Source organism: Paenibacillus sp. GL_099_B (assembly GCF_057835695.1).
The window spans coordinates 5,052,750-5,075,856 of record NZ_CM174430.1; the positions used below are offsets into that span (position 1 = coordinate 5,052,750).

The following is a 23,107-nucleotide window of genomic DNA, read 5'->3' on the forward strand; positions in this document are numbered from 1 at the left end:
CTCATTCTCCTTGACTATGGACTAACGGAAGTTCTTCCGCAATGCTTTCTTCCACTTCAAATAATACTTTCATATAAACTTTACCATTCTCTTTCTTCTCATGCAAAATTTTTTCACTTAAAATTTTCGTTCCTTTGCCGTTTTTGGCGATAATATCGTTTCTTGCTCCTTCCAATCCTTTCGTTCTAGCCCATTCAATCGTGTGCTGCTCCTCTTGTTCCCGAGTTTCCAGATCTTTCTCTGTCATCCATCCCATGGGAAGTGTGAAGGATCTCCAGGTCAGAGGCTTATGATCACTTTCGGTATCAAATGTGGTGAAAGGCGTATTCCCGTATCCCCAGAGTTGTACCGCCCATTTCCCCAGCACAATGTAAAAACGTTCCTTACTCTCTCCAGTCATCGTATTATGTTTCTGCACAAGAGGAACTTCGACCTGATATTCACGCCATACCAGTCCGCGCACTTCCCCTTTGGCTACAATGGTCTTTGTATTCTCTTCATCTCCCAAAATACCGGATATCAGTACCTGTCCCTTCTTGACACGCATGTCCTTCTGCACGACAGGGCGTCCCTGCTCCGCGTAAATTTGAGTGATTACAGCGTCTGTTTTACTGACCAGATGTCTCGGGTTCAGCAGTGGTTCACGCTTGGGCTGTGCTGACTCCACAACCTGGATGGTGATGGTTGTCCCTTCTTTGCTCACCCCAATCCAGGTTACATCTGGCAGAGCCAGCGCGAGCTGCCTGGAGAGCTTGTCCTGGCTTTGCAGCCGAAATCCCCACTGGAAGGGATAAATGCCTTCTTTCTTTGCTGCCGCGAGCACCTCATCCGTGGGAATCGTCACATTGCCTTTCACTTCTACATTCCAAACCATCGATGACAACGCAAACAGAGCTGCTACAAAAAACAGCATGCCACCCAGAAAGAACTTCCTTCTTAACAAACGGGCTGCAAAAAAAGGAAATCCACTCCGGTGTGTCACCTTTACCCGGCAGCCTGTCCGTTTCAGCAAAGGACGCAGCCTGAAAAAATGCGGTAGCAGAATATTCATCTCTGCCTTGCGTCCGTCATGGGCACGCAGGTCCCATACTTCCAGTCCCTGCTCTGCCACCGTATTGATTAATGCTTCAATATCCCCCCCAGTGACCGTGATTCGGACTGCTCCGCGCAGTTTGTACAGACTGGGCTGCTTCATCCGTTCCCCTCCGCTCCATTCATATGAATATCCAGAATTGTTCCTTCAACAGCCACTTCATCCGGCAAAATATTGCGAATCATCAGTTCAGTTCCTTTGATCTCCAGCTGACCCTGTGAGAGAGCAAGAACGATGCGATCCGGTGTAAAATGAATGACACCACGATGATTCTCTATATACAATTGCTTTGTGCCGATCAGGGTTAACCGTGGCATATCGTAAAGCACGTCCTGCGGCAGATCCAGAACTTCACTGGTCCATCTGCGCAGCTTGCGGCTGATCCGGGTCATTCGAAGGTCTTCCCCCTTCCTCTACAGTTCAACTTATGCGCAGATTCTTGAAATTATGAAAACTACGGACCGTGTTAGATGTGAAAATAAAAAGAGGCCGAGACAGAAAAAAGCCATCGTCTGGAATTATGCTCACCAGAGACGGCTTTTCAGTTATTAAAACAATATGAAGTTATAGTTTGCCTCGTGTTCCAAAGGGTTGTTTAGAGCGCGGAGAACCGAGAACTTCTGCCCACAACACACCAGTACGAATGTCTTCCCGGCGAAGCTGGGACGGTCCAGACTCACTGGATGGAACTTCATCCCAACTGGAGTCAGACACAACCGGTGTATTTGCAGTAGAAATACGATCTAGTCGCTCCCGAATTTCACGTTGTCGTTGCTCCATCACTTTCATTTGTTCTTCAAGCGAGTTTGCCATTCCACCCAGAGAACCCTGTCCTCCAAAGTCGTCATTCACGGGACGGGCAGATGTCGTTGCCGGCTGCGAATAGGTTTGATCATATCGATCATCATACTGATCGTCATCATACCGCTCATCGTATCTTTCGTCATACTGCTCATCATAGCGGGGATCTGAAGGACCCGATGACTGCTGCGGTGCGGTATTTCCCCGCGAGCGATCATTCCGGTCCGAATCACCACTCCCTCCAAACGTAGGCATCCCGTTATTTGCACGCTTTTTGTTCGGATCAGCCGACTTGGCTGCTTTTCCAAGGAAGGAAAAGAGTGCAAAAGCGATGACTGCTACAATATACAGATTGTTAAAAATCCATTCAAATAGGCCCATATGCACTCACCGCCTATCTTCCGTTTTTGGAATCACCATGATCGTTGGAGTTTGTATTTTCAACAGGTTTTCCTAATGTGTTGCGCATTTGAGTATCTGCTTCAATGTTTTTCAGGTTCATGTAGTCCATGACACCGATCTTACCACTACGCAGTGCTTCGGACATCGCCAAAGGTACTTGAGATTCGGACTCAACCACACGCGCTCTCATTTCCACTACGCGCGCTTTCATCTCTTGCTCTTGAGCTACGGCCATAGCGCGACGTTCTTCCGCTTTCGCCTGGGCAATACGTTTGTCAGCCTCTGCCTGCTCCGTTTGCAGGAAGGCACCAATGTTTTTACCTACATCCACGTCCGCGATATCAATAGACAGGATCTCAAAAGCGGTACCTGCATCCAGACCTTTGGACAATACGGTACGGGAGATCAGATCCGGATTTTCCAAGACGTCTTTATGGGAATTCGAGGAACCGTTCGTACTTACGATACCTTCGCCGACACGGGCAATAATCGTCTCTTCACCCGCACCACCGACGAGGCGGTCAATGTTGGCACGAACCGTAACCCGCGCTCTTACTTTAACTTCGATACCATCTTTGGCTACCGCAGAAACAATCGGCGTTTCAATAACACGTGGGTTTACACTCATCTGTACGGCTTGCAATACATCACGACCTGCAAGGTCGATCGCAGCAGCACGTTCAAATTCGAGTGGAATGTTCGCACGTTGTGCAGCAATCAGGGCGTTGACAACTCGGTCTACGTTACCACCGGCTAGGAAGTGGCTCTCCAGTTGATTCATTGTCAATTGAAGTCCAGCTTTGGTTGCTTTAATCAGTGGATTTACGATCCGGCTAGGTGTTACACGTCTTAGTCTCATCGCTACCAGCGTGATAATCCCCACGCGTACGCCCGATGCAAGGGCTGAGATCCAGAGCATAACCGGGAAAAAGCTGAAGAATACGCTCAATACGATAATCGCAACTACCGCAATGAGCAAAACCGTAATCAAGGTTGGTTCCATAGTCAAAATTCCTCCATTTGCAATTTTAATTTTTGTAAGAAACATGATAAAAACGGTGTGGAACTTTGCTGCTGTGCATTGATTTACACCACTCCACTAGCAGCCTCCGTAGAATGGTTATGTACACTGCCGAAGCTTTAATCAACTCCGGCAACAGAGCGGGTTACACCGGTAAAGCTTGTTGAACGACAATCCGGGTACCTTCCGCTTTGATCACAATAATTGGTGTATCAATCGGAATGAAATCTCCATCCGACACCACATCGACACGCTCTCCGTTAAATATCGCTGTTCCCGAGGGACGAAGTGGAGTCAAACTGATGCCCTGCAAACCGATCAACTCTTTGCGTTCTGTCGCCGAAGAGTATCCTTGATCAGCAGACAGCCTGTCACTTAATATGAATCGATTCCATATGCCTCGATCCTTAAACAGAATAACAACGATTGCAATGACTACCAGCGCTGCTCCAAAAGCAATACCTAACGATATAAATGCATCACTTGTATCATAGGCGGCTCGCACGACACCAGCGACAAGCGCAATCGATCCCAAAATGCCCAGAATACCGAAGCTTGGTATAAACATCTCCAGAATCATCATGATGAGTCCGACAGTGAATAACACCCATGTCTCCGCTCCGGCAAAACCGGCAATGTAGTTCCCTGAGAAATAAAGCACAAAGCACACGATACCAACAATACCAGGCACTCCGAACCCAGGTACAATCAACTCAATGATCACACCGGCTATTCCAAGGAATAGCAATACCGTCATGACGACAGGATTGGTAAGAAAAGTGGATATGTTCTCTGCGGCTGTTCTCTGAACGGTGAACACATCATCCTGACTGTAACCAAGCCAGGCTGCGGCTTCTTCCGGCGTGTTGCTGATATGGTCCGCATAACCCACTTTCAGCGCTTCTTCGGCCGAGAGAGCAATAATTTCACCTTTTTCCTTGGTTTTATTAATCTCAGGCATCTCCACGACCATGTTAACATCCGTCATTCCAGCTGCAATTTTGCCGTCACGGCCACTTTTCTCAGCCGCGCCCTGCATCTTGCTCTTCCAGAATGCAACCAGCTTCGGATCATCGACATGTTTACCTGTGCTGTCCACCATCGCTGCCGCACCTATCATGCTGCCTGGCGACATTACGATCTTATCTGCATTCAAAGCCAGAAAACTTCCGGCCGAGGCAGCATCTCCACGGACAAATGCAACGGTTTCAACTGGACTTTGCTTAATTAAGTTACCCAGTTCTTCTGCCGTGTCGACACGCCCTCCCGGCGTATTGATATCCAGAACGATCAGGCCAGCATTCATCTCTTCTGCTTCCTTGAACCCGCGTTCCATAAACTTGCCAAGTCCCTGCTCGATTGGTTTATCTACCGGAATGATATATACGGCGCCACTTTTCTCAGCTGCATGCGCTGACGGTGATCCAATCCAGACAGGAAGCAGCAGCGTCAGTAGCATCATGAGCATCAATGGCCCCGTAAGCTTCTTCCGGCGCTTTCCCTTCACAAATAGTCCCCCCTTTTCCATTAATGTTATACTGTCCAGCTTATGGTATTTATTACGTACAATGCAACATTTCGTTTCAAAATCTTAAAATTATATTTGAAACCGGAAGCAATTGCAACATTTCAAATCCATAATCATATATATTATCCATTTAAAAGCAATATTTGTGAATTTCCTTGAACAAATGAACGATTACTAATCACGTTTCATATTTCTTCTGGGAACTGAGTACCGTATCAATGATGTAAAACGGAAAAAACACCCCCTGACAAGTCAGGAGGTGTTTATTGATTTGCTTTATTGCAGAAATTGTTGAACTGCTTGATTTACCAGTTTGCCGTCCGCTTTGCCTTTGACTTTCGGCATAAGGGCAGACATGACTTTCCCCATCTCGGCTTTCGAAGAAGCACCGGTTTCCTGGATGGTCTGCTGTACAATAACTTTAATTTCTTCTTCGGTAAGCTGTGCGGGAAGGTACTGACTGAGTAATTCAATTTCCGCTTTTGCATTTGCCGCGAGGTCCTCACGGCCCGCTTTGTCAAATTCTTGGAGGGCATCTTTGCGCTGTTTGATTTCACGACTCAGAATATCAAGCACTTCGTTATCATCCAAATCTCTTTTCAAATCTATTTCAAGATTCTTGATCGTCGAACGAATCAACCGAATGTTGGAGAGCTTGAACTTGTCCTTGCTCTTCATCGCTTGCTTCATATCTTCGTTCAATCGTTCGCTAAGATTCATGTAGTTAAAATCCTCCTAAAACTTTCTCTTACGAGCAGCCTCGGACTTTTTCTTGCGCTTTACGCTTGGCTTCTCATAATGCTTACGTTTCTTCACCTCAGCCAATACGCCATCTTTTGCGATGGAACGTTTAAAGCGACGAAGTGCAGCATCAATAGTCTCGTTTTTGCGAACTTTAGTTTCAGACACCAGTTTTCCCTCCCTCCGACCAGACCGTCCAAGAGCAATAACACGGTTCATCACCTTTCATTATAGGCGAAAGGTAATAAAGGTGTCAACCTTAACGTAATGATCATTTATTTTATGTGAACTTCAGCTCCATATTCATGCCTTTTATGCATGTATGAATCAGTCCTGATTTAGAGTAACTTGGATCGTTTATTTGTGTGAGTCTGACAAACTTGTCAACACGCCAAGTCGGGTCCCACCAAGCAAATGATAGTGCAGATGATGAACGGTCTGTTCTCCATCCTTACCGCAGTTATTAATCAGTCGATAACCTGTTTCTTCCACGCCGAGGCGCTTGGCCGCTTCCTGCGCAGCCAAATGAATCTCACCGATCAACGGCAAGTCTTCCGCCGTTACTTCATTCATGGAAGCAATATGTTTCTTGGGAATAACGAGTACATGGGTCGGTGCAGCGGGCTGGATGTCATGAAAGACGATGACATGGTCATTCTCCAGTACCTTATTGGAGGGAATGCTGCCCTCTACAATTTTGCAAAACAAGCAATCCATTGTTCATACCCTCCTTCGATTTAAAAATTATGTATACCCTACTATCATACCGGAACTGAAAACTCACGTCCAATTTAGCCTGTTCAGCTATGTGACTAAGATCGGAATTTTCAACAAAAAAACCTTTCACATCTTAGTGGACTACTGAGCGTTCACCACAGATGAAAAAGGTCATTATTTGCATCACACGCATTACTCCATCACGCAACTCTATTAATAATAAGGCAATAAGGATAAGGCAGTGAGGCCAATCAGAGGAAGTACCAGCCTATTAAAACGTCTGCGACCATAACCATAGTAAGGGTATGGATAGCCATAGCCTGGGAAGAATCCCCGTGCATGAGCAGGATAAGTAACCGGCATCATATTGGGTCCCCAGTTTGCGTTCGCATGATTAACCACAGCTTCATGCCCCACGGGAACAGCCAAATAAATCATGTCATCATCCACATTTTCCACAATGCCATCATAATGGGCACCGTCATGCATTTGTACACACACATAGCGATGCATGTGTTCCTTACATAGTTTCTTCGCTTCTACCTTTTCCACGTTCGATCGCCTCCCGGATCTGTTCTGCTCTTCATCACCCTTTCATCGTATTCAGATCTGGGCGAAATGACACTGTGAATGACAAGAGTTTCAAGAAAGTGCCTATTAAAAAAAAGAAGCACCCCGTTGCAGTTTCCATGCGGAAGTCTGCTGTCGCGGACGTCTAACCAGGATTATTCCTGATCAGACGTCCGCCGGGGTGCTTAACATAAGTTTGTCGGCTTAACTGTAGTATAACAACAGGATGAACCTGTATCTGTGAGCTATCTCACTCAACTGTCACAACGAGTATACTAATGAGATTCAAACTTACAAACCTCAATCAATCAGGAGCTTCCCCTTAGCATCAAACTTTAAAAATTGGTTTATGAGAAGAATCAATCTCAATTTGGACTCATTCAAACGTATGTGTTCTGTGTTTAAGCCCCTATAATGTTTCCAATACTACACGAGAGCCTGCTCCGGCTTCACCTGCTGGAATCACCACCAGTTTGCGTGGCAAGCGTGCTCGAAGCTCCGGAACGTGGCTGATAATACCAACGGCAAGACGGTCATCATGCAGTTTTTCTAACGACGTAATCACAGTATCCAGCAGTTCAGGGTCCAATGTGCCAAACCCTTCATCTAGGAAGAAGAACTGCAGCGGGTACTGACCACGCAGCTGAATCTGGGCAGACAGAGCCAGGGCCAGTGACAATGAGGTCAGGAACGTCTCTCCACCGGACAAGGTGGACACCGGACGTTTAACTCCACCGTTTGCATCGTCACAGATGACAAAGCCGCCGCCTGAATCCACCTCAAGTGAATAACGTTGTTTGGTCAGAAAGCGCAGACGCTGTGAAGCAGCCTGACTAACCTGCATCAGCTGTTCTTCTGCAATATACTCGACAAACGCATTACCTCTGAAAGCTGCTTGCAGTTTGCTAAGCATTTCACCTTGTCGGCTCACTTCCACCCGTTTGTTCTCCAACTCGGTCCAGCGAACGTGTCGCTGCTGCACATCTTCCAGATCACGTTCTGCACGTGCCTTGGCTCTAAGAGCCGCTTCATCCTCTGCACGAGACAGTTGCAGTCGCTCTGTGCATGCCAACCATTGTTCCTCGGATACAACAGCTCCGCCCAGTTTTTGTTCCAGCTCACGCAATTGAGAAACAAGTTCACGATCACGCTCCCGATGCTGCTGAACTTCATCGGCAAGCCGCTCTGCTTCTTGGGAAGGGAGGGCTGCCTCCACAACAGCATTCTCCGAATCAAATGGCGATTGATCCAGCAATTGCTTCCAACGTTCCTGTGCCTGCTGCAAATGCTCTGCTGCCGAGGTTGCTGCTTGATGAGCCATGACATCCTTCTTGGCCGATTCCTGTTTCAACACATCCGCTTCCTTGAAACGCTGTGCTGAATCAGCAGCAATTTTCCGCAGCCCATCCAGTCGAGTCTGGGCCGCAGCAATCAAATCCTCAACCCGCTGCTCGCCAACCCATTGGCGCAGACGTTCTTCCTTCTCGGCAAGCTGTTTGCTGTTTCCTTGCCATTCCGTCTGCCACTGAATCAGCTGTTTGTCCAACTCAACCAGCTTCTGCTGGAGGGACTGTACCAGCTGTTCCTTTTCTTCAAGGAACGTCACGCTCTTGTTCAGCCGTTCCTTGATGTCTTCTGCGCGCGCGTCGCGCTCCTGCATCGCCTGGTGAAGGGCCATGGCCTCCTCTTGAGCGATGCCTGGCAATTCCGCGGCCCAGCGGCCGTGCAATGCGGCTGCGGCGGCTTCACTCTCGGCCAGCCGGCGCTCCGCCTGGGCGAGCCCGGCTTGGCCGGCCTCCTGCGCAGCAGCCGCTTCCATGCGGCGCTGCTGCGCGCCTACAGCCGCCTGCTGCAACGCGGCGGCTTCCGCTTGCAGCGGCGCTGAGGCTGCGGCCAGCGCCCGCGCGGCTTCGCGCAGTGCGGCGGCACGCTCCGCCCAGTCCGCCGGGGAGCGCCCGTGTACGGGCGAACCGGCGGGCTCCGGCTCCGCAGCCGCAGGCGCGGCCTCGGCTGTGGCCGGGGCTTCGCCGGCCGCAGCGCCAAGCTGCGTCAGCAGGCTGCGACGTTCGTGCAGCTGCTGGCGCAGCCCAAAGCGCAGCTCCTGCAGCTCCGCGTGCAGGCTGCGCAGCAGTTCCAGGTCCGCATCGCTTGCGAGCGGACCTTCTCCCGGCTGCGCAGCCGGGAGCGGGTGTTGTGCGGAGCCGCACACCGGGCATGGCTCGCCGTCGCGCAGCTCGGCGCGCAAGGCGGAGGAGAGCCGGTGCAGCTCCTGCTCGCGCATTGTTCCGCGCAGCTGCTCCTCCGCCCTGGCCAGCAGGCTCTGTTCGCGGCCAATGTCCTGCTCACAGGCAAGCAAGGCCTCAAGACCCGTTGCCGCCTGTTCGATCAGACGCTGACGCTGTTCACTCAGACGACTCTCTTCCTGGGCAGCCAGCTTCAGCCTTTCTGCCCCCTGTTCAGCCGACTGCTTATTGGCTTCCATCTCAGCCTTGTTCTGGCGCAATTGCTCCGCCGCAGTATCCAAACGATGCTTCAATTCCAGTGCAGCCTGCAGCTGTCTGCGTTCTTCGGACTTCACTTCATTCGGCTTCAGGCTTTCCTGTAATTCTTCCCGCCGTTTGCGGCCACGCTGCTGTAGTTCTTTTTCCTTCTCCAGCTGTTGTCCGATGACGCTCTGTTCAGCCTGTCCTTTGTCCAAAAGCTGCTTAAGACGGGTACGATCCTCTCGTAGCCCGTCCCGTTCCCGTTGCAACTCCTTGGCCTGTTCCAGCTGTTCCAATCGAAGCAGCAGCTTGGGTTCTTCCTCAGCCATCTGTACACGGGCCGTTTCGGCCTTCTCGGCTTCCAGTACAGACAGCCGTTCATGTTCCACCGCTTGCTGGTGAGCAATACCGGCTGCATTCTCACGTAACTTCTGCTGTGCTGCTGCGTCACGCATCGTCTGCAATGAAGGGAGTATCGCGTCTGCCGCCCCGGCCAGTTTCAGCCGTTGTTCCCCAGCTTCGATCTGTGGTGCACGTGCTTTCAGCTTTTCGTGTTCCTCCATACGAGCCTGACGTTCATGGCTTAACTCACGAACTTTGCCGAGCTGCTCGGCTTCCTTCATCGCTTCATCAAGCGTTTTGCGTGACAATTCAGACTGTTTCACAGCAGCTTGAAGAAGAAGCTCCGTTTCTGCCAACGTCTCTTTGCTGGCATTCCCAAGCCCCTGCTGCTCCGCGGCCAATGACTGATGAACCATATCATTGTCTTTCACCCGCCGGCTGAGCTTGATGGCAAGCTGATCTCCATACTTCTCCAGATGGAATAAACGTTGCAGCATCTGGCGTCTTTCACTGCCTTTCAGCGACAGAAACTCAGCGAATTTACCTTGTGGAAGCACAACGGCTCGCGTAAAATCATCCATTTTCAACCCAATGACATCTTCAACGCAGCGGTTCACGTCTGCCAGTTTATCAGCCAGCACCTGTTCCTCTCCGTTAACGGTCTCAATGAATTTGCTTATTGTGTTGCTTACCGATACCTCATTGTTTCGTTTGAAGCGTCGTTCCACCCGAAATCTTCTTGTGCCTTCTGCCGATACAAGTTCAAATGTAAAAGCAACGGACAACGAATCCTCAGCGTGGTTCATGATTCCCTGGGTACCATTAACAGCACGTTCCACTTTTCCGTACATCGCCAGCGTAATCGCGTCGAGCAAAGAAGATTTCCCGCTGCCTGTAGGACCAAAAATGCCGAACAGTCCCGTTTCCGTTAATACGGTAAAATCAATCTCCTGAGTCTCCCGATAACTTTGCAGACCTGCAACTTTCAATAAAATCGGCTTCAATTTCCCTCGACCTCCTCACGCACACCCGGCTCGTCCTCATCGACGAGTTCCAGGAACAGTTGAACCAGACTGTCTTCAGGTAATGCCCCACCTGTCTGACGCTGATAAAATTTGCGAAAAAGCTCATGTACCGGAAGCTCGGACCGTTGCTCCAAAAGCCCTGCCGCTGCCATCTCGGGATACACCGGACGGATATGAATGATCCCGTCATGCGACTTACGGAGCTGCTGAATTTCTTTCAGAGACATGGCTTCATCCAGCCATACTTCCATATCAATAAAAGCCTGAGGATCGCGCCCCTCGTCCAGCCACCGATAAACCTCAGCCAGACCGCCACGCGCCTTCCAGCGCACAAGTGGACGTCCGGAGGTCAACAGCACTTCTTCCACGTTTGCGGCTCCCCCTGGTGCCAGATCAACCATTGTGACGGACTTACTCTGTCCCGCTTCGGAGAAACTGTAGGCCAGTGGAGAGCCACTATACCGAATCACACCTTCTCCTTTAACTGCCTGCGCACGATGGAGATGCCCTAGTGCTGTATATTGCGCACCTGTCGCCAATGCAGAAGGGTCAACCGTATAGGCCCCCCCTACCTGAATGGGACGTTCCGAATCACTTTCCACTCCGCCCAGAACATAAATATGACTCATCGCCAAATTCACCGTATCTGGACGAAAAGAAGCAGCCAGACGCTGCATTAACATGCCAACACGGCGACTGTATGCCTGGCGAAGCACATTCTCGTCCCCATCCGTTGTCAGCAGTTCGTTCAGTCGCGCTTCCGAGGGATATGGCAATGCAGCAATCTGCGCAGTCTCTCCAGTTCGCTTTGCATGGATCGTAACTGCTTCTGAAGTAGGCATACCTACAAGTGTAATTCCCTGTCTGTTCACAAGCGGGGTCACTGAAGCCACTCGCTCCGGCTGATCATGGTTTCCGGCAATCACCACAAGTGGTCTCCCTTGTTCTGTCAGACGCGCCGCAGCCTCATAAAAAAGCTGTTCCGCCGATGCAGGCGGATTTACAGAATCGTACACGTCGCCAGCCATCAATATGACATCTGCTTGCTGCTCATCCGCGAGTTTAACAAGCTCATCTACAAAATCCTCCTGCTCTCGCAGCCGGCTCCGTCCCTCCAGCGTTTTCCCCAGATGCCAGTCCCCTGTGTGCAAAATACGCATCGTCCGTTCAACCCCTCTCTCATGCAAAATCCAATGATACGAATTTGAATCATCCGGTCGTTTTAAAATTTCACTTTATAGTTTCACAGCATGTCCGCCATCAAAAAAGTACAGCCACTTCCGATCGACTTTCCGACCCAGGATATCTTCAATGGCCCGGCCATAGAGCTCTAGCTGGAAACGATAGTTTTCCGTCAGTTTGTCCAGTCCGCCCCGATGCTCCAACACCCGATCTGTCTTGTAATCGAGCAAAACAAGTTCGCCATCCACCTCATACAGACAGTCAATAATCCCCTGTACCAGCACCGTTTCATTTTCTAGTGATGCCTGCATGTTACCGTCTTCCTCCAACGTTTGCATACCTGCATCTGTTGACAGATTTTGAAGCCATTCGGCAGGAGAATGATGTGCCGGAAGTCCATAAATAAATGGAATCTCCCGTTTCACCCACTCCGCACGCAACAATTCTGTACCAGGCTCTGTATTGAAAAATCCAGCCAGTTGATCAGACTCAATCACCTCTGCCTGATGGGGAAGCAAAATCTGGAGCTCAACTAACCGCAAAAGTGTCTGCTCAACGATTTGCGAATCAACGGGTGAGCCATCCACAGGAAGATGCTGCATCAACGTATGATACACCGTTCCCCGCTCGGCTCCAGTCAATTGTTTCTCCTCCATGAATTTGGGACGACGCAGATGCAATTTAAAGGACGATCCTCCATCCTTCACTCCACGTTTCTCAGAATCCACAGAAGCCTCAGATTGTTCTTCAATTTCCTCCATCATCTGTAACGACTGATGGTCTTGCATGGCTAGCAATGTTTTCAGCTCGGTAACCGATGTGCTGGCAGCCACTTGAGTTGCTGCTTGATGAGGGTATGTCCATGAGAGCCGTTTATCTACCTCGCGAAGCAGCTGTACACCCTCTTGCACACCTACTGTAAGTACATCTTCCTCTCTGATGTCTCGTGGGGTTGCATCTTGTGCATCCTCAACCGTCTCTTCTTTAGTTGAGGAAGAAAATAGCACCACAGGCTGAACTGCTTTCAGGGCAGCAATGCGATGTTTCCGAACTTCTGTCATACCGTCTTCTTCACCAAGTCTCTGATCCACAAATATTTCTCGGGATACTTGATCAGCAGAAATTACGGAAATGCCCCAACGTGATTCATCATCCACAAGGCAAGCAGCATATGAATCAGTACCTCCCGCAAGTTCACGCAGCAAAGCGGCGTCCGGATGTCTCATCAGGGATGGACCGATCCAATCCAGATAGCTCCGTCCGGCTGCAAGCAGATAGTCAGGCAGTACCCGTTTCGGACTGTCCTTAATCTGAGACCAGGCCACTGCCTTTTTAACAACATCTTTCACAGTACCGACCAAAATCATTTTCTCTTTTGGACGGGTCAGAGCCACATAGAGCACCCGCATCTCTTCCGCAAGCAGCTCAAACTGGGCCCGACGACGAATCGCCAGATTAGCCAAGGTTGGATAGGCAACCCGATTCTCACGATCTACAAACCTCGGGCCAAACCCCAACTCCTTATGCATCAGAAACGGCGAGTTCAGATCCTGCTGATTGAACATTTTGGATATGCCCCCGACAAAAACAATAGGGAATTCCAAGCCCTTACTCCGGTGAATCGTCATGATGCGTACTGCATTGTCCTGTTCACCAGAACCACCTGCTACGGTGCCGAGATCTCCCCCGTTCTCACGTAGTCTGGATACATAGGTCAGGAAGCGGAACAATCCACGATTGGCCGTTGCCTGCTCATATTGCCGAGCGCGATCATACAGAGCCTTCAAATTACTTTGACGCTGCATGCCTCCCGGTAGGCCGCCAACCCAGTCCAGATAACCCGTTTCCCGATACATGCGCCAAATGAGTTCACTCAGGCTGCCTTGTCTGGCTTCAAGCCGCCATTGTTCCAACTGACGCATAAAGCGAATTAACTTTTGTTGCAGCTCTGAGCTGGTACCGTTCTCCCTATTCGTATCTTCGCTTATACGTCCACCATTACTTGCATCTATACCAGCATTCATAACCTCATCTGTATCAGCATGTACATAGGATTCTTGTACGCCTTCCATAACGTCTGCCTCGGCGGATACAGCCGATTCCTGCTGCCCCTGTTCCATTTCCGACCAGGCTTCCGGCCATTGCAGCTGGATTGCAGATGAATTGGGATTCAAAGCTTGCACGCCATGCTGTTTCGAAACATTCGACGAACTAGTGAATGATCCTGTAGCAGATACAACAGCATCATAAAAAGACTGTCTCTTGTCCCCAAGACGAATCTGAGCCAATTCCTCTTCATCCAATCCGACAATCGGCGAACGAAGCACTGAAGCAAGTGGGATATCCTGCCTTGGATTATCCACAATCTGCAGCAAGGACAACATCACTTCCACTTCCGTCGCCTGAAAATAGCCTTTGCTTTGCTCCCCTCCGGCAGGAATACCCTGCTGTCTGAATTCTTCAATCATGAGTGGAGCCCACATCAGGGCAGAACGCAGCAAAATGACAATGTCTCCATAACGCGCAGGGCGCATGGATTGAAGGGCTTTATCATAAACATTCAGGGCTGGCTTATCCGTATCTCCGACCATTTCGCGAATACGGCGAGCCATGGCCCGAGCCTCCAGCTGGGCGGTTTCGAGCTCGGCACTCTCCAGCTCAGCAGAAGGTAGCGCATCCCCATTCTCGTCCGTGCTTTCCGTAAGATCTGGTCCTCCGCCTTGACGATCGATCAACATGAGTTCAGGTGTGTAAGCCTCATCTCCAAGCGTCTCTGCCGGGAAAGTAGCACCATAAGCTAGCTGCGCTCGTTCATCATAGGCAATCTCGGCTACCCCTTCGTTCATGAGCTGCTTGAATAACATGTTGACCGAATGGACAACTTCTGCACGACTGCGGAAGTTACGAGCAAGATCAATACGTCTTCCTGCATTCAATGAATCTCTCTCTCCGTCCACTTCCATATCCGAATTCGCTGCGTATTGACGGTACTTGTTCAGAAACAGACCGGGTTCAGCCAGACGAAAACGGTAAATACTCTGTTTTACATCACCAACCATGAATCGGTTTCCTGGATTTTCTCTGGAAATCAGTCTGACGATATCTTCCTGCACTGTATTGGTATCCTGATATTCATCCAGCAGCACTTCATCGAAACGTGCCCGATATTCCATTGCTGCATCCGAAGGCATGGACAGCTCAGGGGTTGAATCTTCATGGCGCAAAATATGAAGACAGTAATGCTCCAGGTCACTGAAATCGACCTGACCGCGCTCCTGTTTGGCCTGTCGATATCGCTCTCCAAATGTACTGACCAGGTTGGACAGTTCCTGCATTAGTGGTGCCGCCTGCTCCAGCTCCTGCCAGAAAGAAAATGCACTTCTTCCAAACAACGACCCTTTCAGGTCCGTCACGGCTTTTTTCGCAGCCTCACGCAGTTCTTTAACCTGTTCTTGTAACCCCGGGTCCGTCTGGTCCTTTTTGCAAGGCTTCAGCTTGCCAAAAGCTGCTGGCTGAAACACTTCAGGCAATCTCTCCCACGGCATGACCTCAACAGCTGACAGAAGCTCTTCGACCATTGCCAAATCTTCTTTTAATGTATCCGCATAAGGTTTCGGACCTTCCGGCTGTATCGATATACTGATCCCTTGGCGCAGCAGGCCAGCAGCACCACCCAAAGCAAGAGCGGCATCGCGCAAAATACTCTGAACCCATGCAGAATGCCCAAGTGCTTCGACACTTTCCACCTGAAAAGCAGATGCCATCTCCGCAAGCCAATGATCCGGCCAGGAATGACTGCGTGAGAAATCATACAAACGCTGCACAAGTCGATGCATGGCATCATCGTTTCGTTCCCCACTGAACCAATCCACCAATTCGCGGAATGTACTGCCTTCGTCTTCTTCCCCATACTTTTCTTCAAACAACTGCTCCAATAATTCCTGCCGCATGATTTCTGCTTCATTTTCATTCAGAATCCGGAAAGCCGGGTTTAGCGGTATTTGCTGATAATAGCGACGAATGACTTCCATACAGAATGAATGCAGTGTCGTAATGGATGCTCGCCCGAGCAATGACAGTTGTTTGCGCAGATGTTCTTCCGCAGGCTGCTCTTCAAGTGCACGTTCCAGTGCTTCACGTATCCGCTGCTTCATCTCGGCAGCAGCAGCTTTCGTAAATGTCGCAACCAGCAAACGATCTACGCTGAATCCGCGGGAAGGGTCTGCAATCTTGCGAATAATCCGTTCAACCAATACAGCCGTCTTCCCGGAACCCGCTGCAGCAGCAACCAGAATGTCTTCTCCACTCTGTGAGATGGCACTCCATTGGTCATCACTCCAGAAGCTTCCCTCCGGTTTTGGCATATTCGTCATGATGTTTCCCCTCCCTTGCCCTGAGACAGCATGTCCCAGATTTGCTGTTTGCCCGGTTTGGACAACAGATTATATTCATTACCTTCGATATTTTCATCAAATTGACAGACTGGCTTGTACGGACAAAAGGTGCATGCAACCTCCTGCTGGATACGGTAAGGTTCAATCGCGACATCCCCTTCCGTAATCCGGGTGCCAATCTCACGTATATTGCTGCGAACTGAAGCCAGCAAGGTATCCCATTGCTCTGGCGTAGCTACAGCAGCGCTACTATAAAAGCTGCCATCCGCCTTAAGTGCAACTGGAATAATAGCTGAATAGCCCTTGTCCAGGGTATTGTCCATTTGAGCGATCGCATCCCGATCCGCCAGCAGCAAGCCTTTCATTTTGAACCGTTTCAGCAGTTCTTGTCCTGCCTGCTCAGATGTCATGCCGTTCGCGGATTGAAGCAACGGGTTATGCACATGGAAATAGAGTGTTCCTCCAGGCATCGCCGATTCTCCAAGCCATTCCTCGGCAGCACTAAGCAGTACCTCCAGGTACGTAAGCATCTGTAATGACAGGCCATAATACACCTCATGCAGTTTAAGATCGGTCTGGCTGGATTTGTAATCAATGACTCGCAGCAGCAAGCCGTTTTCTCCTTCAGCCACATCCACGCGGTCGATCCGACCCACAATCTCCATCACACAGCCATTTTCCAATTCAAAACGAAGCGGCGGCAGGGGTTTACCTGGTCCAAAATCAAGCTCCAACCCAATCGGTTCAAAGCTTCCCCGTCTGGACTGTTCACCCAGAATAACCGACGCCCTGCTAACGATATCCTTCAGCTTGCGGAAGATGTAACCATACCGTTTCGTGCTTAGCAAAATCTCTCCCTGCAATTGTGGGGCAATCTGCTCCACGGTGTGCTCCGCTTCCTTCCGGCATTCTTCCGGAGACAGACTGCCCCAGCTGCGATTCTGCTCACGCAAACGTATTGCAAGCTGACTCAAGGCAGCATGGAACAATTGTCCAATATCAGGGGCTTGCAAGCGGTACAACTGGCGCTCTTTCAGCCGCAGCCCATGAGAAGCAAAATGGGAGAACGCACATGCCACAAAACGCTCCATTCGAGAGACACTCGTCCTTACCTCTGTACCATATAATCTGCGGCTGGTAGCCGTACGCAGAGGTAACGCCCGATTGCGATAAAAGACCGATCCAAGCAATTGTTTTAGCTGAGGTCTGCTCGTCTCCCTAGAGACATGCCAGTTATAGATCGCCCACCACATTTCAGGAATATCTTCTCCACGGCGCCATCTGCGCAATTGTCCGATGAGATAAGAGAGGCTCTGACCAGGATGGTTAACATAAGACCAGTGTATCTCTTCAGCATCGGTAACTGGCGGCTGGGCAAGCAATGGCTGCTCATGCAGACCGAACATCTTCCGTACATGTCGTACAATTTCCGAGGGCAGTAATGTCTTCCCTTCATCATCTGCAACGGGATAACTCAGCCATAACTGCTTGCTCGCCGCTGTCAGGGCTGTATAGATCAGAAAGCGTTCATCCAGCATTTGTCTTGTTGCTCCCGGCCCAAGCCCCAAACCTCTCTCTGTCAACAACAGCCGTTCCTGCTCGGTTAATACACCATCATCCTGAGGCACAGCAGGCAGTTCTCCGTCTACAGCACCCAGAATAAATACGTACTTAATATCCTGAAGACGTGTACGGTCCATCGATCCAACCAACACTTGATCAAGCGCTGGAGGAACAAGTCCCAGCTTCAGTTCGGTTAATCCGGTCTCCATCAGCCCGGCAAATAGATCGATATCCAGCCGTTCGGCACCCATCATATCAACCATCTGATCTAATAGATCAAGGACAGCCCCCCACATTTGACGATGTTCTCTCGAACGTTCCGGATCACCCTGGACCTTGGCTTCTGCTGACATCTGATCCAGCTTCCAAGGAATCTCGGCATCTTCCAGTAATCTGTAAAGCGCCGCACATTGGTCTTTAGCTGTCTTTGCCTTGCTCATTCGTTTCTCAAAAGCACCCAGTGGATCAACAATCACCGTACGGCATTTTTCCATTAAGGACAGCATTAGTTCCCGGCCCCGGCTGCGGACATCCTGATCGTTGTCTTCCAGGGACAGGCTGGGTACATACTTCCATGGCTTGCCATCTGTCCAGCGGTATCCGTGAATTCCGCAAGCTAATATATAATTTTCAAGCTGGTCCATATCTTCACGTGTGATGGAACCGTCCCGTGGAAGCAGCAGATCTGTTTTGACACAGCGAAACACATCCTCATAACGCCAGCGACGGCGAATGATATCGAGTGCTGAACGAATAAATTCCGATAATGGATGATGTAGTTCATTTCTTCTCCGATCCAGAAAGACAGGCACGCCATAGTCCCTGAATAGGGGCTCAGCAATGTCGGCATATGTATCCAACTGACGAACGAGCACTGCCATATCTCGGTAACGCGCACCTTCATCTTGCGCCAGACGACGCATCTCACGAAGTGCTCCTTCCATCTCAGCCCGGCGGTTCTCAGCGGCGTAAAGTCGGACACCCGCATCACGCCCCTCACTCTTCCAGCGAACTCTGCGATCAAAGCCAGCCTCCAAATGCGCCAGTCCAGGACTGCCTTCATATCTAGGCAAAACTTCCGGTTGAAGCAAGGTTGTCTCATTAAGGACACCCAGATCCTCAGCCATGCCTTTGAGGCGCGTGTAAGCACTCGCCGTGGGATGAAACAGCTCCAGTTCTCCAGGAAGTGCGCCGTGGTCGTAAACACGATCTAAAGTCAATGCAATTGTCACCGAAGAAGCTTGCAGCATAAGTCTTCCAATGACACTCATTTCCTGCGGGGTAAATCCCTGAAATCCATCGATCCAGATCTGTGCATCTTGCAGCAACGTGCTTTCTGGCAATCGCTCTGTCAGTTCAGTCAACGTGTCTTCATCATCGATATATAGTTCGGTTAACTCCTTTTCATAGTCACGGTATATAAGAAGCAAGTCATGCAGCTTGTCTCCCAAAATCGGTGCAGAAGAGGAAGTATTCCATGCGGAAAGTCCTTCTTCCAGTGATGTAGGGTCAAGTTCATAACGTTTAAACTCACTGTATAAATCATTTAAGTCTCCTATAAATCCCAGCTGACTGCCTGATGCTCCAAACAGCTTCAATTCTTCCTTACGACGCTGGAGCACTTTGTAGAGCAGCATTTTTTTTCCTTCAGCTCCAATGGGAATACGTGCAGAACCACCTGCCTCCTGCATTACCCGGTAGGCCAATCGGCGAAAACCAAGCACTTCAGCACGCATGGTACCTTTAATAGCCCCTGAAGATACCAGTGACTGTTCGGTTCGAAACGAACTTTGTTCCGGGACCAGCAGAATCAGTGGTTTACCTTGCGGTTCCTTTTGAAGCAGGGATGTGATTTCCCGGGTAATCAGCGCACTCTTGCCGCTGCCTGCCCGGCCAATAACAAAGCGTACGGACATGTTTAATCCTCCAAACCATCACGAACAGATTTTAATTCCCAGTATAACATATCTGACTTGGTTCGGAACATACGTTTGCCACTATCCGGCAATTCCAGAGAGCTTTTGCGCGAGCATAGCAAAAAGCCCGCAGCTTATGAAAACTGTGGACTCTTTGCGTAAATGTATGTTCGACTTAAATGAAAATCGCTCGATTAATTCTTTTTGCTGCGCACTTCGAAGATGGCAAATTTCAGGTAATGACCTTCGTCTACGCCCAAAATTTGCGGGTGATCCTTTCCGGCTGCTTTCCAGTCGATCAGACGCAGTACTTTGCCTGCATCTTCGGCTGCATCTGCAATGGTTTCCAGGAAGAGATCCGGACGCATGTGGTATGAACAGCTTGCGGTTACCAGATACCCGCCCTCATTCACCAGCTTCATTCCTTGCAAATTGATGTCCTTATATCCACGGCATGCGCCTTTAACTGCTGATTTCGTTTTGGCAAAGGCTGGCGGATCGAGGATAACTACATCAAATGTTTTACCACCGGATGCAAGTGCTTTGGAAGTATCCACTTTCTGTTCGCCAGCACGCGCGCGTACGTTACGCTCATCGAGGCCTTTCACCTGCTCACGCAAGTATTGGAATGCATCCGCAACGACAAATTCGACCCGTTCAGTGAAACCGTTCAGCTCTACGTTGGTTCGTGCACTTTCAATCGCATGCTCTGAGATATCAAGGCATGTTACTTTTTTGGCTCCATATTTGCAGGCGTTCAATGTGAAGCTGCCTGTATGGGAGAAACATTCCAGCACAGTGGCCCCATCCCAATAAGGGAACGTCACAACCTTGCCACTTTTATTCACAGGAAGCAACTGCTGCGTACCATCCTGTTCAGTCTGTTGGAGCGTAATACCACTCTTGTAACCCCAACCCTTCATAAGCGGTTCGATGGCTGCACGATTCTCGCGCTGGTCAAAGAAGTACCCTGTCTTCTGGCCTTCCACGATATCCACCTTAATGAGCAATCCGTTCTCCGTTACCGTGACATGACGCGGGCAATCCCCATACAATGGTCCTTTTGTCTGTTCCAAGCCTTCCAGTTCACGAATGGACACATCACTGCGTTCATAGATGCCTTCCGGCTGCATCACTTCAATTAGAGCTTGTACAATCGCTTCGCGGCAACGGTCCATGCCCAATGTGAGCAATTGAACAACAAGGATGCTGCCAAAACGGTCAACGATCAGTCCTGGCAGGAAATCAGCTTCCCCATAAACAAGACGGTATGCCTCTCCATCCTGAATAAAACGCTCCCGGTGGCGCAAGCAATCGCGGAATCGCGCTGCAAAAAACGCGGTGTCCATCTGTTCAAACTCCAAAGGTTGATATGCCACGACTCTAACTGTGATTTGAGATGCAGGATTATAGTAACCCGTCGCGAGATAGCGACCTTGGTGATTCAATACGTTGACCAGATCTCCCGGCTCGGGGTTTCCTTCAACAGAGGCAATTTCATTGTTATATATCCATGGATGTGCATGTTCAAGCCGCTTTTTGCGGCTGCGTTCCAGTGTAACTGATGGCAAGATAGATCCACTTCTTTCATAGTTAGTTGAAAAGATAGGCTTGGTGCAAAGGTGACCGCTTCGGGGATGGATTGGACTTTCGATCGCTGTTATCCCCAGATTTTTCTGATTCCCTTCTCAATAGGGAAAATCCGGGGATAAAGGCGAACGCTTCGCTTCTGCAGTTCCAATTCCATCCCCTCCGCTACGTTTGCAGAATCTCCGTATCTTTTGAATTGTGGGTGGTAATTTGGGTGACTACTGCGGTGATGGATCAGACTTTCGATCGCTGTTACGTCGTTGTACAGATGAATCTCAAATTCCACACTTGCCACTGCGATGACAGAACAACCTTCCGATCGCTGTTACCCTCAGATTTTTTTGATTCCTTTTTCACTATAGGAAAAATCCGAGGATAAAGGCGAGCGCTTCGCTTCTTCAGGTTTTTTCTGCCCTCTTCGTTATCGTGTGAATCTTTAGATCAACTCTATGACCGTAAACGCTTCGCTTCTTCAGTTCCAATTCCAATTCCATCCCCTCCGCTGCGTTTGCAGAATCTCCGTATCTTTTGAATTGGGGGCGATAATTTGGGTGACCGTTATGGTGACTTACCGATCTTTCAAATGCTATTGACTCCAGAATCCCGTTAGCCTGTCATGGTTGTCCTTATTTACTCATAGGATGAAAATAAGGATATGCACGGAAGGAATGATGTTAACTCATGTTCAGAGATGTTGTGCTGCCCCTATTATATGGGCTTCTTATCTTTTTTGGTGGGATGAAGCTGATGGAAACAGCCTTACAGCGGATGGCCGGGCCCATGCTGGCTGGATGGCTGAGCCGGGCTACCTCTGCTCCCTGGAAAGGCATGGCTTTCAGCGCGGGCGCTACAGCCCTGCTGCAAAGCAGTACCGCCGTTACCGTACTAACCATTGGACTGGCGAACGCCAGATTAATTACCTACGGACGCACACTTGGTATTATTCTCGGCACCAACATCGGGACGTGTCTAACCACCGAGCTGGTCGGGCTGCAGATCGGACGGGTTTCCCTGCCTCTGCTTGCCTTGTCCCTGACAGGCTGGGCCGTCTTTGTTGTGCTTGGTGAACGAAATCAGTTCGCTCCTGAACGCACACGCCGGACACTGTTTACCATACAATACAGCTTTCTCACGTCAGCCGGATTTGCACTCGTCATGACAGGCATTCAAGTGATGCAATCCATTGCCGTGCCCCTGCGTAGTATGGGCGTATTTCAGTGGTTTCTGGATCGATCAGCCGACAGCTTGTGGTGGGGCTTTCTGGCTGGTGCCTGTCTGACGGCTCTCATTCATAGTAGTGCAGCCGTCATCAGCATGGCGATTACGCTTGCAGCCACAGGAGTACTGCCTGTGGAGATCGGCATCGCCATTGTGATCGGATCAAACGTGGGGACCTGTATCACCGCCGTGATTGCAGCCGCTGGCGGAGCATCCGCAGGCAAATTTGTCGCAGCCTCCCATGTCGTATTAAACATTGCGGGAGCGCTGCTATTTATGCCGCTGATCAGCCAGCTGCATGCAGCTTCGGCCTGGCTGTCAGCGGATAACGGGGCACAGATTGCGCATGCCCAGACCCTTTTTAACGTCACCAGTTCACTGCTTGCCTTGCCATTCTGCTACTTGCCGATTTGGCACAAAAAACCACCGGTCTCCACCCCAGTGGCGAAGTCACCCGTGGCCTGATGTTCAGCACTCTTTCGACAAACAGTAGCGATACGTCACTCAAAAGAAAACAAAAC

General features: G+C 49.9%; 15 protein-coding genes. 1 reads left to right on the forward strand and 14 read right to left on the reverse strand.

What is annotated here, in order from left to right; all coding sequences use genetic code 11:
* Position 1 precedes the first annotated feature (1 nt).
* From yqfD to AC3ITG_RS23065, 14 genes are all read right to left on the reverse strand, one after another.
* The gene (gene yqfD / locus AC3ITG_RS23000; protein WP_489251450.1) at positions 2–1,195 is read right to left on the reverse strand and encodes a sporulation protein YqfD; all 1,194 of its coding nucleotides are present in this window, start codon (positions 1,193–1,195) and stop codon (positions 2–4) included.
* On the reverse strand, positions 1,192–1,485 hold the full coding sequence (yqfC, locus tag AC3ITG_RS23005) for a sporulation protein YqfC (protein WP_024628472.1): 294 nt from the start codon (positions 1,483–1,485) through the stop codon (positions 1,192–1,194). Before yqfC ends, yqfD begins: the two co-directional genes overlap by 4 nt.
* A gap of 172 nt (positions 1,486–1,657) precedes the next feature.
* Positions 1,658–2,275, reverse strand: a complete 618-nt coding sequence (locus AC3ITG_RS23010; protein WP_413372689.1) for a hypothetical protein — start codon at positions 2,273–2,275, stop codon at positions 1,658–1,660.
* A 13-nt stretch (positions 2,276–2,288) separates the two neighbouring features.
* Positions 2,289–3,299: a flotillin-like protein FloA gene (gene floA / locus AC3ITG_RS23015; RefSeq protein ID WP_489251451.1), complete on the reverse strand. Its 1,011-nt coding sequence runs from the start codon at positions 3,297–3,299 to the stop codon at positions 2,289–2,291.
* A gap of 163 nt (positions 3,300–3,462) precedes the next feature.
* A complete protein-coding gene (locus tag AC3ITG_RS23020; RefSeq protein WP_413379767.1) occupies positions 3,463–4,785 on the reverse strand; it encodes an NfeD family protein in 1,323 nt (440 codons plus the stop codon).
* 336 nt (positions 4,786–5,121) lie between these two features.
* A complete protein-coding gene (locus tag AC3ITG_RS23025; RefSeq protein WP_053781272.1) occupies positions 5,122–5,565 on the reverse strand; it encodes a GatB/YqeY domain-containing protein in 444 nt (147 codons plus the stop codon).
* A gap of 15 nt (positions 5,566–5,580) precedes the next feature.
* On the reverse strand, positions 5,581–5,754 hold the full coding sequence (gene rpsU / locus AC3ITG_RS23030; RefSeq protein WP_005547957.1) for a 30S ribosomal protein S21: 174 nt from the start codon (positions 5,752–5,754) through the stop codon (positions 5,581–5,583).
* Between the two features lie 189 nt (positions 5,755–5,943).
* Complete coding sequence (locus AC3ITG_RS23035; protein ID WP_024628477.1) at positions 5,944–6,303, reverse strand: histidine triad nucleotide-binding protein; 360 nt, start codon at positions 6,301–6,303, stop codon at positions 5,944–5,946.
* Positions 6,304–6,516: 213 nt separating this feature from the next.
* Entirely contained in the window at positions 6,517–6,816 is a 300-nt protein-coding gene (locus AC3ITG_RS23040) for a hypothetical protein (protein WP_413379769.1), read from the reverse strand.
* Between the two features lie 466 nt (positions 6,817–7,282).
* The gene (locus AC3ITG_RS23045; protein WP_489251452.1) at positions 7,283–10,702 is read right to left on the reverse strand and encodes an SbcC/MukB-like Walker B domain-containing protein; all 3,420 of its coding nucleotides are present in this window, start codon (positions 10,700–10,702) and stop codon (positions 7,283–7,285) included.
* Positions 10,699–11,883 (reverse strand): exonuclease SbcCD subunit D, encoded by a 1,185-nt coding sequence (locus AC3ITG_RS23050; protein WP_489251453.1) that lies wholly within the window; start codon positions 11,881–11,883, stop codon positions 10,699–10,701. The genes AC3ITG_RS23045 and AC3ITG_RS23050 overlap by 4 nt, the downstream gene beginning before the upstream one ends.
* A 75-nt stretch (positions 11,884–11,958) precedes the next feature.
* Positions 11,959–16,278: a helicase-exonuclease AddAB subunit AddA gene (gene addA / locus AC3ITG_RS23055; RefSeq protein ID WP_489251454.1), complete on the reverse strand. Its 4,320-nt coding sequence runs from the start codon at positions 16,276–16,278 to the stop codon at positions 11,959–11,961.
* Positions 16,275–19,778, reverse strand: coding sequence for a helicase-exonuclease AddAB subunit AddB (gene addB / locus AC3ITG_RS23060; RefSeq protein ID WP_489251455.1), 3,504 nt, complete (start codon positions 19,776–19,778; stop codon positions 16,275–16,277). Before addB ends, addA begins: the two co-directional genes overlap by 4 nt.
* Positions 19,779–19,972: 194 nt before the next feature.
* Positions 19,973–21,349 (reverse strand): class I SAM-dependent rRNA methyltransferase, encoded by a 1,377-nt coding sequence (locus AC3ITG_RS23065; protein ID WP_489251456.1) that lies wholly within the window; start codon positions 21,347–21,349, stop codon positions 19,973–19,975.
* 700 nt (positions 21,350–22,049) lie between these two features.
* Between AC3ITG_RS23065 and AC3ITG_RS23070 the strand changes: the two genes are divergently transcribed.
* Positions 22,050–23,051 (forward strand): Na/Pi cotransporter family protein, encoded by a 1,002-nt coding sequence (locus AC3ITG_RS23070; RefSeq protein WP_489251457.1) that lies wholly within the window; start codon positions 22,050–22,052, stop codon positions 23,049–23,051.
* The last annotated feature ends 56 nt before the right edge of the window (positions 23,052–23,107 follow it).

What these genes read in the sequence shown, in the direction of transcription:
- yqfD (WP_489251450.1), bottom strand. Translation starts at nt 1,195, where the DNA reads ATGAAGCAGCCCAGTCTGTACAAACTGCGCGGAGCAGTCCGAATCACG.
- yqfC (WP_024628472.1), bottom strand. Translation starts at nt 1,485, where the DNA reads ATGACCCGGATCAGCCGCAAGCTGCGCAGATGGACCAGTGAAGTTCTG.
- AC3ITG_RS23010 (WP_413372689.1), bottom strand. Translation starts at nt 2,275, where the DNA reads ATGGGCCTATTTGAATGGATTTTTAACAATCTGTATATTGTAGCAGTC.
- floA (WP_489251451.1), bottom strand. Translation starts at nt 3,299, where the DNA reads ATGGAACCAACCTTGATTACGGTTTTGCTCATTGCGGTAGTTGCGATT.
- AC3ITG_RS23020 (WP_413379767.1), bottom strand. Translation starts at nt 4,785, where the DNA reads ATGCTCATGATGCTACTGACGCTGCTGCTTCCTGTCTGGATTGGATCA.
- AC3ITG_RS23025 (WP_053781272.1), bottom strand. Translation starts at nt 5,565, where the DNA reads ATGAATCTTAGCGAACGATTGAACGAAGATATGAAGCAAGCGATGAAG.
- AC3ITG_RS23035 (WP_024628477.1), bottom strand. Translation starts at nt 6,303, where the DNA reads ATGGATTGCTTGTTTTGCAAAATTGTAGAGGGCAGCATTCCCTCCAAT.
- AC3ITG_RS23040 (WP_413379769.1), bottom strand. Translation starts at nt 6,816, where the DNA reads ATGCATCGCTATGTGTGTGTACAAATGCATGACGGTGCCCATTATGAT.
- AC3ITG_RS23050 (WP_489251453.1), bottom strand. Translation starts at nt 11,883, where the DNA reads ATGCGTATTTTGCACACAGGGGACTGGCATCTGGGGAAAACGCTGGAG.
- addA (WP_489251454.1), bottom strand. Translation starts at nt 16,278, where the DNA reads ATGACGAATATGCCAAAACCGGAGGGAAGCTTCTGGAGTGATGACCAA.
- addB (WP_489251455.1), bottom strand. Translation starts at nt 19,778, where the DNA reads ATGTCCGTACGCTTTGTTATTGGCCGGGCAGGCAGCGGCAAGAGTGCG.
- AC3ITG_RS23070 (WP_489251457.1), top strand. Translation starts at nt 22,050, where the DNA reads ATGTTCAGAGATGTTGTGCTGCCCCTATTATATGGGCTTCTTATCTTT.